This is a genomic window from Streptomyces sp. NPDC059875, from assembly GCF_042731085.1.
Lineage (GTDB): Bacteria > Actinomycetota > Actinomycetes > Streptomycetales > Streptomycetaceae > Streptomyces.
In genome coordinates this window covers 1-12,880 of record NZ_JBHWJZ010000050.1, presented here as the reverse complement: position 1 = coordinate 12,880, position 12,880 = coordinate 1, and the positions used below count along the sequence as shown (strand labels likewise).

The window sequence follows — 12,880 nt, the reverse complement described above, 5'->3', positions numbered from 1 at the left end:
TTCATCGTCCATCGAAGTGCGGAGGGCGGCGTGCGGCCTTCGCCGCGTAGCCCTCGCGGGCGTCGTCCGAGGAGAGGGTGAGCGCCGCGGCGAGGGCCGTACGGTCGAGGGCCGCGGCCATTCCGTGGTCGGCGTAGGCGTCGATGTTCCGCTTGATCGCGCGGACGGCGAGCGGAGCGTTCCCCGAGATAGCGGCGGCCGTCTCGCGGGCGGTGCGCTCCAGCTCGTCGCGGGACGTGACGAGCTGGACGAGGCCGAGCCGTTCGGCGGTGGCCGCATCGATGCGGCGGCCGGTGAGGGCGAGATACTTGGCCCAGCCCGCACCCGCCTCCCGGGCGATCCTCAGATCGCCGCCCGCGTCCACGGCGACGCCGATGCCCGCCTCGGGCAGGGCGAAAAGGGCGTCGTCGGCGGCGATCCGGACGTCCGCCATCAGGGCGAGCTCGAATCCGAAGCCGAGGCAGTAGCCCTGCACGGCGGCCACGACGGGCTGGGGCAGCCGGGCGAAGACGGCGAAGCGTTCGTGGACCCAGCGGATGCCCTCGTCGTACCGCTGGATCCGCTCGGCGACCGTACGGCCTGCGATGCCCCCGCCGGGTGCGGTGACGTCGATCCCCGCACAGAACGCGCGCCCTTCGGCCCGCAGCAGCACGACCCGTACGGTCTCGTCGAACCGGATCCGGTCCGCCATCAGCCCGAGCTGCCGACTCGCCTCCCAGCTCCAGCCGTTGAGCTTCTCGGGCCGGCAGAGGGTGAGGACACCGACACCGTCCTCGACCGTGAGCGTGAGCCGCTCCTCCCCCTCCGGGATCTCCGTGTCGAGCGTGTCGATCACCGTGCACCCACCCCCTAGATCTGACAAGGCGTCAGGTTAGGGGGTCGGCGCGGCCGGAGGAAGGCCGCTGCCGGTGTTCAGCGGGAGAACAGTTCGAAGGCCACCGTCGGCCGGTCGCCGTACCGTGCCGCGAAGCGTTGGTTGTTGCTCGCGAGGAAGGTGCGGACGTACTCCTCCGGGTCCTCCTCCGTCAGGGCCTCGATGTACGCGCGGTGGGATAGCAGCGAGTGGACGGAGCGCTCGGCGCCCGGGGTGGCGTCGACGGCGTGGGTCGGGGTGTTCGATCCGGCGACCGCCACCCAGCGGACGCCGTCCCAGGGCTCCAGGCCCTGGTCGGTCAGTTCGGGGAAGATCCAGCGGTTGCCCGCGTCGCCCGCCGCGTCCAGGGTGGCGCGGCCGACGGCCACGTGGTCCGGGGTGTTCCAGAACCCGCCCACTCCGGTGCCCCAGGTGTCCCGGTGGTTCAGGGTGATGACCAGTTCGGGACGGTGGCGGCGGATGGCCGCCGCGATGTCGCGGCGCAGCCCGAGGCCGTACTCGATCACACCGTCCCGGTGGTCCATGAACTCCACCGTCTCCACCCCGACGACGGCCGCACTCGCCCGCTGTTCCTGCTCGCGCAGCGGGCCGCAGGTGGCGGGGTCGAGCGAGTCGATGCCGGCCTCGCCGCGGGTGGCGAGGACGTAGACGACCTCCTTCCCGGAGTCCGTCCAGCCGGCGATGGCGGCGGCGCAGCCGTACTCGAGGTCGTCCGGGTGGGCGACCACGGCGAGCGCGCGCTGCCAGTCACCGGGCATGTCGTCGAGTTGTGTGGTGCTCGTGTCGATCATGGGCGCAGGATACTCACGCGGTGCGGGGCGAACAGGCCCTAGACTCCGGTCCGTCCGTCGAGGAGCTCACGCACGATGTCGAGGTGGCCGTTGTGGCGGGACGTCTCTTCGATGAGGTGGAGGATCACCCAGCGGAGGTCCACGTGCCGGCCGTCCCGGATGGGGCGCTTGGCCGTCGCGTTCAGGTCGTGCTCGGCCACCAGGCGACGGTAGCGGGCACTCTGCTCCTCGTACTCGGCGAGAATCCGGGGCAACGGAATGTCGACCGCCGTCCGCATCTCCGGGTCGGGGTCGTCCTCGGTCGCCCCGGCGAGCGGACCCGAGTCCTCCTCGCCCAGGAACACCACCTGGATCCAGTAGTGCTCGACCCACCGCAGATGGTTGATCAGCCCGCACAGCGTCATCAGCGGTGAGTTCGGGAGCGGGGCCTTGCGGGCGTCCTCCGCGGACACGCCCTCGCACTTGGCTCGCGCCGTGTCACGGGCGTAGTCCAGGAAAGTGGTCAGTTGCGTGCGCTCGTCCCACGCGGGAGGCGTATCGGTTCGTCGAGTCATCGCGGGAAGTCTGCCGCAGCGCGGAGGGGGTGTCGACACGTTTTCGAGCAGCACGGTCGACGGCTACGGCGACTTCCCTGCGCGACGACCGCCCGGCGAGATCGGGCGGACAGACGCCCTAGGCCCGGATCGCTCCGGAGAGGATCACCGAGCGCGACGCATGGCGGGGACGGTCCGGGTTCAGCCCGCGCCGGACCGCGAGTGTGACGGCGAGCCGCTGGGCGCGCACCAGGGCGGCCACCGGATCGATGGCGTCGGCGGCGAACAGCGCCCCGGTTGCCTCGACTTCGTCTCGCAGGCCGGCCGGCGCCGGCCCCAGGCAGCACACGAGGCTGGAGCGGTCGCTGATGACGATCGGCCCGTGCCGGTACTCCATCGCCGCGTACGACTCCGCCCAAGCGCGAGCGACTCCGCGGAGCTTGTGCGCCGCCTCGTCGGCGAGTCCGACGGTCCAGCCGGTGCCGAGGAAGGTGAACTGGCCGCGCTGCTCCCAGGCCGCCGGCAGCGGTTCGTACAGGGCGAGTTCGGCGTCGACGATCGACGACGTCAGGTCCACTCCGAGCCCCGCGCGCAGCAGTTGGAGTGCCGTGGTGGCGAACCGGGTCTGGGCCACGGAGCGTTCGTCGGCGAACTCGAGGGCGATCACGCGGTCCGCATGGTGCGTGGCGCGGCTGTCCGGGACGCCGGTCAGGACGAGCGTCGGGATGCGGCCGGCGGCCCGGGCGAGCAGCGTCGCCACCTCGGTCGTCGTCCCGGACCGGGTGAGGGCGACGATCCGGTCGTAGCCGCGGCCCAACGGGGTCTCGTCGGAGGCCGGGAAGGCGTCGGTCTCGCCCTCGCCGAGGGACTCGCGCAGGGCCGCGTACGCACGGGCGATGAAGTACGACGTACCGCAGCCGACGACCGCGATCCGTTCACCCCGCGCGGGCAGCAGCGCGGCGTGGTCGGCGGCCGTGTCGGCGGCGCGGCGCCAGCAGTCGGGCTGGCTGGCGATCTCGGCACTGACGTGGGTGGTCATGTCCGGGTCCTCTCGTCGAAAGCGCTCCGACGAGTTCTATCCGTCCCGGCCGAGGACGCACCAGGAGCAATCAGTACGCACTTCTTGGACTTTTGCGCGCGGTCGTCGCCCGCGCCGCGCCGCACGAGGCCCGGACCACCAGCCTCGGCCGCAACTGCACCTGGTGCAGCGGGGAGGCGTCGCCGTCGGCGAGCCGGCGCAGCAGGATCTGCGCGGCGAGCCTGCCGACCTGGAACTTCGGCGGTGACACGGCGGTCAGCGGGGTCTCGGCGACGTCCGCGAACTCGTTGTCGTAGCTGATCAGGGCGAGGTCGTCGGGGACGCGCAGCCCTGCACGGCGGGCCGCGGCGAGCACGAGGGCGGCCTCGCGGTCGCCGAAGCAGAGCCCGGCGGTGACCCCCGCGGCGCACAGTTCGGCGATGGCCAGGTCGGCCCGTTCGGGGGTCCAGCCGTCCCGCTCGGCCCGTACGCCCAGCGGCTCGTCGAGGCCGAGGTCGGCGACGGCCCGGGCGAAGCCGGACTCGATGGGCGCGGTGGTGGGCGCGTCGGTGCGGACGAGGAGGGCGAGCCGTTCGTGGCCGAGGGCCCGCAGATGGCGTACGGCGTCGTAGGCGCCGCCCTCGTGGTCGGTGCAGACGTGTTCGGTGGGGTCGCCGGGGCCGTGCGCGGCGAGCCGGCGTTCGACGAGGACCGCAGGGACGGGCAGCGCGAGGAGTTCGTCGGCGCGCCGGCCGGGGTCGGTGGCGGTGTGCAGGGAGGGGACGAGCAGCAGTCCGTGGACGCCGGCGGAGAGCAGCCGCCGCACCGCGGCGTCCTCCTCGTCGGGGTCGTAGTGCGAGCAGGCGAGGACGAGCCGGGCGCCGGCCGCGGCCAGTTCCCGTTCGATGCCCTGGAGGACGCGCGGGTAGTAGAAGGTGGTGTCGGGGACGAGGACGCCGACGACCCGCCGGTCGGCGGCGGTCGCCGTGTCGCCGTCGGGTCGGTGTGCGGCGAAGGTCCCCGCGCCCTGGCGGCGTTCGACGAGGCCGAGGGCGACGAGGTCCTCGTACGCGCGGCGGACCGTGGTCACCGAGAGTCCGGTCTCGGTGGCGAGTGCCCGCTCGGTGGGGAGCTTGGAGCCGGGCGGCCAGGTGCCGTCCAGGATGCCGCGGCGGAGCTCGGCCATGAGCGCGCGGAACTTCAGCTCCCGTCCGGCCGCCGGTACCTCGTTCCGTGCCACCCGGACCTCCCGCGCGCTCACCTCGAATTGCTGACGGATTGCGCGGCGAATCCTATCCCCGGACGATCAGATCTCGCCCCGTGCGAGGGCGAGCAGCCGGTCCAGCACACGCGGCCCACCGGCCCGTACGCCGTCGTGCTCGAACTCGTCGGTCACCCAGGTCCGCAGACCCCGGATCGCCTGGGCGGTCTCCAGGGAGTGGGCGGTGTCCACGTACAGGTCGTCGTGGTAGACGGCGGCGGCGACCGGCACCTCGTTGACGGCGAGGCGTGCGGGGTCGTAGAGCGGCGCCCAGTCCTCCCGTTCGGCGAGGAGGTGCGCGGTCTCGCGCAGCGGGCGCAGGGCCGGGTCGGTCTCGAAGTGCCAGGGGTGGACGGTCTCGCCGGTGAAGAGCAGCGGTTCGTCGCCGGCCAGCGTCTTCGCGGCGTCGAAACGGGGGAACTCGGCGCGGACGCGTTCGGCGGCCCAGGCGGTGGGGCCCTGCCCCTGGGCGTAGATCGCCTCGTGGAGCACGGCGTACAGCGGGTGTCCGGCGTACGAGAGGACGGCCTGGACGTTCTCCAGGAAGGTGTCCGAGAGCGCGGGTCCGGCGGGCGTGGGGACGAAGGCGTCCTCCAGGAGGAGGTGGAGCTGATGGGTGCCGTCGCCGCTGCCGAGGAGGATGCCGAGGGACTGGAACGCGGCCGGGGTGAGCTCTCCGCCGGACGGGAGCGTGACCTCGTGTTCCAGGAGGTGGGCGGCGATCCGGCGGGCGAGGTCGACGTCCTGCGGGTAGCGGGCGTAGTGGGCCTCCACCTTCCGGTGGATGCGGGGGTAGGCCGCCCGGTAGACCTCGTCGGCGGTGGCGTGCAGCGACGGCAGTCCGCCGGTGATCAGGACGGTGCGCAGGCCCTCGGGGGCGGTGGAGAGGTAGTGGGTGGCGCAGAAGCCGCCGAAGCTCTGGCCGAGGACGGTCCAGCGTGCCCCGCCGGCGAGCCGCTTCCGGATCAGCTCGCAGTCCTTGACGATCGAGTCGGCCCGGAAGTGCGCGAGGTGGTCGGCCTGCTGCCGCGGGGTGCCGCGCAGGGGCAGGGTCTGGCGGTTGGCGGGGGTGGAGTTGCCGGTGCCGCGCTGGTCGAGGAGGAGGACGCGGAACTCCTGGACGGCCCGGCCGAGCCATGCCTGGGGGCCGATGAATCGGCGGGCCCCGAAGCCGGGCCCGCCCTCCAGGTACACCAGCCACGGCAGGTCGTCCGTGGCCTTGTCGCTCGCGACGACCTCACGGCCGTAGACCTCGATCTGTTCGCCTCCGGGGTCCGCGTGGTCGAGCGGCACGGCGAAGCGGCGGTCGGTGAGGACGAGGCCGGGCTGGCGGTAGCTGGTCAACGCTGCTCCTGTTCGGTACGCCCCCGCCCGCCCAGTGGATCACAGGGAGCGGGACGGAGGCGCATCGAGGTGCGTCAGGAGGTCGGGAAGTCGTCGGCGGACTTGATCCGGTCACGGATCCAGACGCCGGCCTCCTTCAGGGACGAGGTGCCGGTCCAGGGACCGTTGCTGTTGCAGGTGCCCTCCTTGAAGACCGCGCCCGATCGGTGGTCGTCGGAGAAGTTCCAGTTGGTCCAGCTGATCTTCTTGGCGGCCATCAGGTCGAGGTACTTCTGCGACATGGTGAAGTCGTTGGCGCCCTCACCCGCGTAGTCCTGGGTGCCGAACTCGGTGACGAACATCGGGATCCGGTCGGCGGCCCGGGAGAGGGTGTTCAGGTACTCGTCTCGGTGCGACTTCGCGTAGAAGTGGAACGTGTAGAGGACGTTGGTGGCGTTGACCGGGTTGTTCACGACCTCGGTCTCGTTGCCGCCGTCCGAGACCCCGAGGGAGGACCAGGCGCGGGTGCCCAGCAGGATCGGGGCGTTGCCGTCGATGCTCCGGATCACCGGGATGATCTGCTCGTGGTAGCTCTTGATCTTCGGCCAGGTCACGCTCGTGCCGTTCGGCTCGTTGGCGACCTCGTAGAAGATGTTGTTCTTGCCCTTGTGGCGGTTGGCGATGTCCGTGAAGAACTTCTTGGCGTTCGCCAGGTTGCTGTTCGGGTCGCCCGGGGTGAGCATGTGCCAGTCCACGATCACGTACATGCCGCGGGCGGTGGCCTGGTCGATCAGCGTGTGGGCGAGGTTGGTGAACTTCGTCGGGTCGGTCTCCCAGCCGTCCTCCTGGACGTAGGTGGAGACGCGCAGGATGTCGGCCTTCCAGTCCTTCGCGAGGGCGTCCAGCGAACCGCTGGTGAGGCACTGCGGGTACCACTGGGTGCCGTGGCTGGACATGCCGCGCAGCTGGATCGGGTTGCCGTACTGGTTGCAGAGCTTGGTGCCGCAGACCGACGGCTGACCGTTGATCTCGACGGGGGTGCCGGTGACGGGCGGCGGGGTGGCGGTGTCGACCTTGATGTGGTCGACGTTGGGGCCGCCGTTGGCGGTGGTGGCGGTGGCGCGGATGGTGTTGGCGCCGGCCTTGAGGTTCACCGTGAGGGTGGTGGTGGCCCAGGTGGTCCAGGCTCCGGTGCCGGCGAAGGCCTTGCCGGAGGTCGCCACCGCGCCGTTGACGGAGATGTCCATGGGGCGGTTGGTGGTGGTGCCGTTGGCGTAGCGCAGGGTGAGGGTCGCGGTGCCGGCCTGGGCGGCGTTGACGTTCCACTGGACGTAACTGCCGGTGACGTTGTCGTAGTTGACGAATCCGGTGCCGGTGAAGCCGGTGTGGTTGGACTCGGCCACGCCGCGGGACACGGTGGCGGTCTCCGCCTCGTGGGTGACGGGGGCGGCCACGGCGGTGCTCGGTGCGGCGGCCAGGCCCAGGAACAGGGCGGTCACCGCGGTGCCGGCGGCACCGAGTGAACGCAGGCGGAGACGTGCCGATCGTGCCGATGTCATGGGGGTCTCCCGGAACGATGGATTGGAAGGAAAGTTTCCTAACGGATGAATAGCAGTCCGACGGAGAGGCTCGCAAGGGTCATGACAAGAGACGGGGTTCAGCGGGCTGTCCGTCCCCGGACGGTCCCGGCCCCCGTGCGCACCGCCCCCGCGCCTCCTAGCGTGGATCCATGATCCGGTTCGAGCAGGTCAGCAAGGTGTACGCGGACGGCACCACGGCCGTCGACGGACTCTCCTTCGACGTCTCCGAGGGCGAACTGGTCACCCTGGTCGGCCCGTCCGGTTGCGGCAAGACGACCACGATGATGATGGTCAACCGGCTCATCGAGCCGACCTCCGGCCGGATCCTGGTCGACGGCGAGGACATCGCGAAGGTCGATCCGGTCGAACTGCGCAGGAACATCGGCTACGTGATCCAACAGGTCGGGCTCTTCCCGCACCGGACGATCCTCGACAACACCGCGACCGTGCCCTCGCTGATCGGCTGGAAGAAGGCGCGGGCGCGGGCCCGCGCCGCCGAACTCCTCGATCTGGTCGGCCTCGACCCCGAGGTCTACGGCGGCCGCTACCCGGCGCAGCTCTCCGGCGGACAGCGTCAGCGCGTCGGCGTCGCCCGCGCCCTGGCCGCCGATCCCCCGGTCCTGCTGATGGACGAGCCGTTCGGCGCGGTCGACCCGGTCGTCCGCGAGCACCTCCAGAACGAGTTCCTGAACCTCCAGGCCACCGTGCGCAAGACGGTTCTCCTCGTCACCCACGACATCGAGGAGGCGGTCCGGATGGGCGACCGGATCGCCGTGTACGGGCAGGGGCGCATCGAGCAGTTCGACACGCCGGCGGCCGTGCTCGGCACCCCCGCCACGCCGTACGTCGCCCAGTTCGTGGGCGCCGACCGGGGCCTCAAGCGCCTCTCGGTCACCGAGATCGAACCGCACGATCTGGAACAGCCGCCGGTCGCCCGCCTGGACGAGCAGGCCACGGACGCGGCGGCCCGGCTGCGCGCCGACGGGGCCCGCTGGGCGGTGGTCCTCGGGGAAGACGGCGACCTGCACGGCTGGGTGTCCGCCGACGCCCTCGACCTCGCGGGCCGGGGAGGCACGGTCGGCGGCCTGGCGCGCCGCATGGAGGCCTGGGTGCCGGTCGGCGCCCCGCTGAAGCATGCCTTCAGCGAGATGCTCCAGCACGACGCGGGCTGGGTGGCCGTCCTCGACGGGACCCGCTTCCTCGGCGTCCTGACCCCCGCCAAGCTCCACGAGGCCCTGCGCCGCTCGGTGGACGCCGAGGCACGGGGCGTGGCCCGGAACGAGGTCGAGTTCGACTCGGTCGCGGACGCGTGAGCGACCGCGACCTGGCGTGCGTCGCGCTCGTTCCTCAGCCCGCGGGGATGAGCTTCTTCTCCCGGAGGTACGTCCTCGCGACGTCCTCGGGGAGGCGGCGCCAGCTGTCCACCTGTTTGTTCATGTGCGCCAGATCGGCCGTGGTCAGGACCGTGTTGAGGCGGTCGAGGGCGTTCGTGACGCCCTCACTGCCGGCTCGGGAGTGGTTGACGACCGGGACGATGTGGTCGGCGTTCTGGAGGTGCTTGTCGTCGGCGAGCAGGACCAGGCCGAAGTCGTCGAGGGTGGCGTCGGTGGTCGTCGTCAGGACCATCTGGTCCTGACCGCTCTGCACGGCCTGCTTGGCCTGCGTGGTGCCGACGCCCTTCGGGTCGACGTCCGTGATGTCGATGCCGTACGTCTCCTTCAGGCCGGGCGCGCAGTAGGGCCGTTGGACGCATTCGTCGCCCGCCGCGAGCCGCACCGGCAGCTTCGCCGCGCCCACGTCGCTGAGGGTCTTGAGCCGGTGCTCGGTGGCGTACGCCGCGGTGACGGCGAAGGCGTTCTGGTCGACGGCCTTCCCGGCGTCGAGGACGGTCAGCCCGCGCGGGCCCGCCAACCGCCGCAGGGCGGTCATCGTCTCCGTGAGGTCGGGCGAGCCGACCGTGGGCGCCTCCGGCCCGTTGACCTTCGCGTTCAGCCAGTCGGCGAAGGTGGCCGCGTACTCCGGGACGACGTCGATCTGGCCGCTCTCCAGGGCCGGTTCGTAGATCTCGCGGTTGGTGACGGAGAGGATCCTGGTGCCGTAGCCGGCTTGTTCGAGGAGCACGGCGTACATCTGGGCAAGCAGATCGCTCTCGGTGAAGCCGGCGGAGCCGATGGTCAGATGGCGGCTGTCGCCGGGCGAGCCCGTGACCTCGCCCTGGTTCTCCAGGGAGGGGCCGGTGGAGCAGCCGGTGAGGGCGAGCAGCGCCGCCGCACCCACCACGACCCGCCGCCCCCTCATCCCGTGCTCCCCCGCACCCAGGCCGGGGCGAGCCGCTGCGCCCCCTCGAAGACGGCCTCGACGACGAGCGCGAAGAGGGCGACGAGGACGGCGCCCGCGACCACCTGCGGGGTGGAGGCGAGGTTGAAGCCGGCCGTGATGATCCGGCCGAGCCCGCCGCCACCGGCGAGCGCGGCGACCGTCGCGGTGGCCACGAGCTGCACGGCGGCGATCCGGACTCCGGTGAGGATCAGCGGGAGCGCGAGCGGCAGTTCGACCCGGAAGAGCATCTGCTGCCCGGTCATGCCCATCCCCCGCGCGGCCCGTACGACATCGGCGTCGACGCCCCGCATCCCGACGTACGCGTTGGTGAGCAGCGGCGGTACGGCGAACAGGACGAGCGCGATGATCGTCGGCCAGTCCCCCCACGTACCGATCGGGCTGAGCAGCAGCAGGACGAGGACGGCGAAGGTGGGCACGGCGCGGCCGACGTTGGAGAGGTTGACGGCGAGCGCGCCGCCCTTGCCGAGATGGCCGAGGACCAGCGCGACCGGGAGCGCGATGGCGCAGCTGAGCGCGAGGCAGACGACGGTCAGGAAGAGGTGCTCGGCGAGCCGGTGCCAGACCCCGTTGTCGCCGGACCAGTTGGCGGCGCTGGTGAGCCAGTCCCAGGTGGCGGAGAGGGTGTTCACGCGGCCTGCCTTCGGGTCCAGGGCGTGAGGAGCCGCTGCACGCCGAGCAGCAGCAGGTCGGCGACGACGGCGATGATCACGCAGAGGACGGAGGCGGTGAGGACCTGCGCCTTGAAGTAGGTGTTCATTCCGGAGTAGATGAGGTTGCCCAGGCCGCCGTGGCCGACGATCGCCCCGATGGTGACGAGGGAGACGGCGGAGACGGTGGCGATGCGCAGCCCCGCCATCGCCGCGGGGAGCGCGAGCGGCAGCTCGACGGCGAGCAGCAGGCGGACGGGGCCGTACCCCATGCCGCGGGCGGCCTGGCGGGTGTCCTCGGGGACGGCGCGGAGGCCCGCCAGGATGTTCCGTACGAGCAGGGTGAGGGAGTACAGGACGAGCCCCGCGATGACGAGCGAGGCGCTGAGCCCGTAGACCGGCAGGAGCAGCGAGAACATCGCGAGGGACGGGATCGTGTACAGGATCGTGGTGACCCCGAGGACGGGGCCCGCGGCCCAGCGCCGGCGGCGGGCGGCGAGGGCGAGGGGGACGGCGAGCAGCAGAGCGAGGAGGACCGAGACGACGGTCAGCCCGAGGTGCTGGAGGACGGCGTCGCCGAGGATCTCGCTCCGGGAGGACAGATAGGCGCCGCAGATCCACTCGTTGCGCGCGAGGCAGTCGTCTGGAGGCGCGGTCATCCCCCCATTCCAGGCGGCGGCCCGGGGCGCCGCACGTCAGACGGGCCGTTCGGGGCCTCGGAAGGACGGGTGCGGGACGAAGCGGAAGCCGCTGCGGGGGCGGGTCGGGATGCGGTGGAGGGGGATTCCCAGGTCCTGCTCCGGGACGGTGTACTCCAGTCGGGCCAGTTCCGTCGCAAGGGCGGCGAGGACGGCGACGGTGATGTCCTCGCCGGGGCAGCGGTGCCCGTTCTCGGCGCGGCCGCCGCCCTGGGGAATCAGCTCGTCGGGGAGCGGCGCCCGGCGCAGGAACCGCTCGGGGTCGAAGCGGTAGGGCTCGTGCCAGAGCTCGGGGTCGTGGTTCCGGCCGTAGACGTCGAGCAGGAGGAGGGTGCCCTCGGCGATCTCCTGGCCGTCCCGGCGCAGATCGGCCGCGGCCAGGCCGCCGACGAACGGCACGAAGGGGTAGAAGCGGCGGACCTCGTGGGCGAAGAGTTCGGCATGGCTCGCGGCGTACGCCTCGGGGTACGGCCCCGCGAGCGGGCTGGTGTCCTCGCGCAACAGCTGGCGTTGCCCGGGCCTGCGGTCCATGGCGTGGGCGGCGAAGACGAGGTACCAGGCGATGGCGACGGTGGGCCGCACGATGTTGAGGAGCTCCACGGCGGCCGTCCGCGCGTCCAGCGGCGTGCCGTCGGCGTCGCGGTGGCGCACGACCGCGTCGAACGGGGTGCCGGGGGCATGGGCGGCGCCGCCGCGGGCCGCCTCGACCAGCCGGGCGAGCACCTCCTCCTGGCGGGAGCGGGCGCGCCGGGCCCGCAGGTGGCGCGGGCCGGGGGTGGCGAAGCCGTCGACCATGGCGACGCAGTCCCGGGCCATGCGTACGATCTGTCGCTCCGTCAGCGCCAGGCCGGTCCAGGCGCAGACCGCGCGGGCCAGGACGAGCGCGGCCTCGTCGAAGAGCACCACCTCGCGGTCGTGCGGCGGGGCGAAGGCGCGCTGCCACTCGGCCCGGACCCGGTCGACCAGCTCGGCGACGGCGGCGGGTTCGGTCAGTTCGCCGAGGAACAGCGCCTTGCGCACACGGTGCTCCTCGCCGTCCAGGGTGTGCACGGCTCCCCGTCCGAACAGGGTGTCGAGGACGGGTCCCGGCAATGCTCCGTGGCGCCGCACATGCCGCGCGTCGTAGAAGAAGGCGACGGCCCCGGGCCCGTGCAGGACGACCGCCGGCCGGCCGAGGAGCCGGATCCGCACGAGGGCGCCGTCGCCGCTGCGGCGGCGCAGGTCGGGGAGCCAGGCGTAGCCCTTGAGGAGCAGGGCGGCGGTGCTGTCGGGCGTCATGGGGGCCATGTGCGCCGGGTGCCCCCGTCCGCGGTGGGACACACCTGGCGGCCGGGGTTTCACCCGGGTGGCGCCGCCAGGGCCTGTCCGGCGGATCGGGGTCGGAGAGGCTCTAGCCGGGGTACCGCTCGTGGAGGTCGTCGGGCCAGGGCTCGTGCTCCTCGCTCAGCGCTCGCTCGCTGCGCTCCTTGAGGCGTTCCCCCTGCTCCCGCAGGCGTGCGGCCTCCTCGGGGTCGGCGCTGCGCCGTGCCCGCTGGAGAAGGTGTTCCGCCTTGTCGCGTTGGTACTGGGCGTGGGCGTGGGCACCCTCGCCCTCGCGGCCCCCGGTGTCCCGTGCCTCGCTCTCGCGTCCCCTGCTCTCGCTGCCTGTGCGCTCGCGTCCGGTCATGATGTGCCTCCTCGGGCGGCGGCTTCCCTCGCCGGGCGCGGGAAAACTCCGCCGCGAGGGATGGCGCCGCCCGTACGACGACGGCCCGGCCCCCGCGCATGGGGCCGGGCCGGCGCCCGACCGGGCCCGTTTACGGGGTGGCGGGGTGG

General features: G+C 72.4%; 13 protein-coding genes. 1 reads left to right on the top strand and 12 read right to left on the bottom strand.

The window, feature by feature from the left end; translation table 11 throughout:
- Nucleotide 1: 1 nt before the first annotated feature.
- The 7 genes from ACFV9D_RS35825 to ACFV9D_RS35795 all read right to left on the bottom strand — a co-directional run bounded on the left by ACFV9D_RS35825 (nt 2) and on the right by ACFV9D_RS35795 (nt 7,359).
- Complete coding sequence (locus ACFV9D_RS35825) at nt 2–835, bottom strand: enoyl-CoA hydratase/isomerase family protein (RefSeq protein WP_385156129.1); 834 nt, start codon at nt 833–835, stop codon at nt 2–4.
- A 77-nt stretch (nt 836–912) separates the two neighbouring features.
- Nucleotides 913–1,665: a PIG-L deacetylase family protein gene (locus ACFV9D_RS35820; protein WP_385156126.1), complete on the bottom strand. Its 753-nt coding sequence runs from the start codon at nt 1,663–1,665 to the stop codon at nt 913–915.
- 38 nt (nt 1,666–1,703) lie between these two features.
- A complete protein-coding gene (locus ACFV9D_RS35815) occupies nt 1,704–2,219 on the bottom strand; it encodes a DinB family protein (protein ID WP_385156123.1) in 516 nt (171 codons plus the stop codon).
- A gap of 118 nt (nt 2,220–2,337) precedes the next feature.
- Nucleotides 2,338–3,237 carry an SIS domain-containing protein gene (locus tag ACFV9D_RS35810; RefSeq protein ID WP_385156120.1) on the bottom strand — a complete coding sequence of 300 codons (900 nt, stop codon included), beginning with the start codon at nt 3,235–3,237 and terminating at the stop codon, nt 2,338–2,340.
- A gap of 70 nt (nt 3,238–3,307) precedes the next feature.
- Nucleotides 3,308–4,456 (bottom strand): GntR family transcriptional regulator, encoded by a 1,149-nt coding sequence (locus tag ACFV9D_RS35805; RefSeq protein ID WP_385156117.1) that lies wholly within the window; start codon nt 4,454–4,456, stop codon nt 3,308–3,310.
- Nucleotides 4,457–4,522: 66 nt separating this feature from the next.
- Nucleotides 4,523–5,821 carry an alpha/beta fold hydrolase gene (locus tag ACFV9D_RS35800; protein WP_385156114.1) on the bottom strand — a complete coding sequence of 433 codons (1,299 nt, stop codon included), beginning with the start codon at nt 5,819–5,821 and terminating at the stop codon, nt 4,523–4,525.
- 74 nt (nt 5,822–5,895) lie between these two features.
- The gene (locus ACFV9D_RS35795) at nt 5,896–7,359 is read right to left on the bottom strand and encodes a cellulase family glycosylhydrolase (RefSeq protein ID WP_385156111.1); all 1,464 of its coding nucleotides are present in this window, start codon (nt 7,357–7,359) and stop codon (nt 5,896–5,898) included.
- Between the two features lie 170 nt (nt 7,360–7,529).
- Between ACFV9D_RS35795 and ACFV9D_RS35790 the strand changes: the two genes are divergently transcribed.
- Entirely contained in the window at nt 7,530–8,693 is a 1,164-nt protein-coding gene (locus tag ACFV9D_RS35790) for a betaine/proline/choline family ABC transporter ATP-binding protein (RefSeq protein WP_385156108.1), read from the top strand.
- A 34-nt stretch (nt 8,694–8,727) separates the two neighbouring features.
- Here ACFV9D_RS35790 and ACFV9D_RS35785 read toward each other — a convergent pair whose 3' ends face one another.
- The 5 genes from ACFV9D_RS35785 to ACFV9D_RS35765 form a co-directional block, all read right to left on the bottom strand.
- Entirely contained in the window at nt 8,728–9,678 is a 951-nt protein-coding gene (locus tag ACFV9D_RS35785) for an ABC transporter substrate-binding protein (protein ID WP_385156105.1), read from the bottom strand.
- Entirely contained in the window at nt 9,675–10,349 is a 675-nt protein-coding gene (locus tag ACFV9D_RS35780; protein WP_385156102.1) for an ABC transporter permease, read from the bottom strand. The genes ACFV9D_RS35785 and ACFV9D_RS35780 overlap by 4 nt, the downstream gene beginning before the upstream one ends.
- A complete protein-coding gene (locus ACFV9D_RS35775) occupies nt 10,346–11,026 on the bottom strand; it encodes an ABC transporter permease (protein ID WP_385156099.1) in 681 nt (226 codons plus the stop codon). The genes ACFV9D_RS35780 and ACFV9D_RS35775 overlap by 4 nt, the downstream gene beginning before the upstream one ends.
- A gap of 36 nt (nt 11,027–11,062) precedes the next feature.
- A complete protein-coding gene (locus ACFV9D_RS35770; RefSeq protein WP_385156096.1) occupies nt 11,063–12,352 on the bottom strand; it encodes a cytochrome P450 in 1,290 nt (429 codons plus the stop codon).
- Between the two features lie 103 nt (nt 12,353–12,455).
- On the bottom strand, nt 12,456–12,731 hold the full coding sequence (locus ACFV9D_RS35765; RefSeq protein WP_385156093.1) for a DUF6381 family protein: 276 nt from the start codon (nt 12,729–12,731) through the stop codon (nt 12,456–12,458).
- Nucleotides 12,732–12,880 lie beyond the last annotated feature (149 nt).

What these genes read in the sequence shown, in the direction of transcription:
- ACFV9D_RS35785 (WP_385156105.1), bottom strand. Translation starts at nt 9,678, where the DNA reads ATGAGGGGGCGGCGGGTCGTGGTGGGTGCGGCGGCGCTGCTCGCCCTC.
- ACFV9D_RS35765 (WP_385156093.1), bottom strand. Translation starts at nt 12,731, where the DNA reads ATGACCGGACGCGAGCGCACAGGCAGCGAGAGCAGGGGACGCGAGAGC.
- ACFV9D_RS35795 (WP_385156111.1), bottom strand. Translation starts at nt 7,359, where the DNA reads ATGACATCGGCACGATCGGCACGTCTCCGCCTGCGTTCACTCGGTGCC.
- ACFV9D_RS35815 (WP_385156123.1), bottom strand. Translation starts at nt 2,219, where the DNA reads ATGACTCGACGAACCGATACGCCTCCCGCGTGGGACGAGCGCACGCAA.
- ACFV9D_RS35775 (WP_385156099.1), bottom strand. Translation starts at nt 11,026, where the DNA reads ATGACCGCGCCTCCAGACGACTGCCTCGCGCGCAACGAGTGGATCTGC.
- ACFV9D_RS35810 (WP_385156120.1), bottom strand. Translation starts at nt 3,237, where the DNA reads ATGACCACCCACGTCAGTGCCGAGATCGCCAGCCAGCCCGACTGCTGG.
- ACFV9D_RS35820 (WP_385156126.1), bottom strand. Translation starts at nt 1,665, where the DNA reads ATGATCGACACGAGCACCACACAACTCGACGACATGCCCGGTGACTGG.
- ACFV9D_RS35770 (WP_385156096.1), bottom strand. Translation starts at nt 12,352, where the DNA reads ATGGCCCCCATGACGCCCGACAGCACCGCCGCCCTGCTCCTCAAGGGC.
- ACFV9D_RS35790 (WP_385156108.1), top strand. Translation starts at nt 7,530, where the DNA reads ATGATCCGGTTCGAGCAGGTCAGCAAGGTGTACGCGGACGGCACCACG.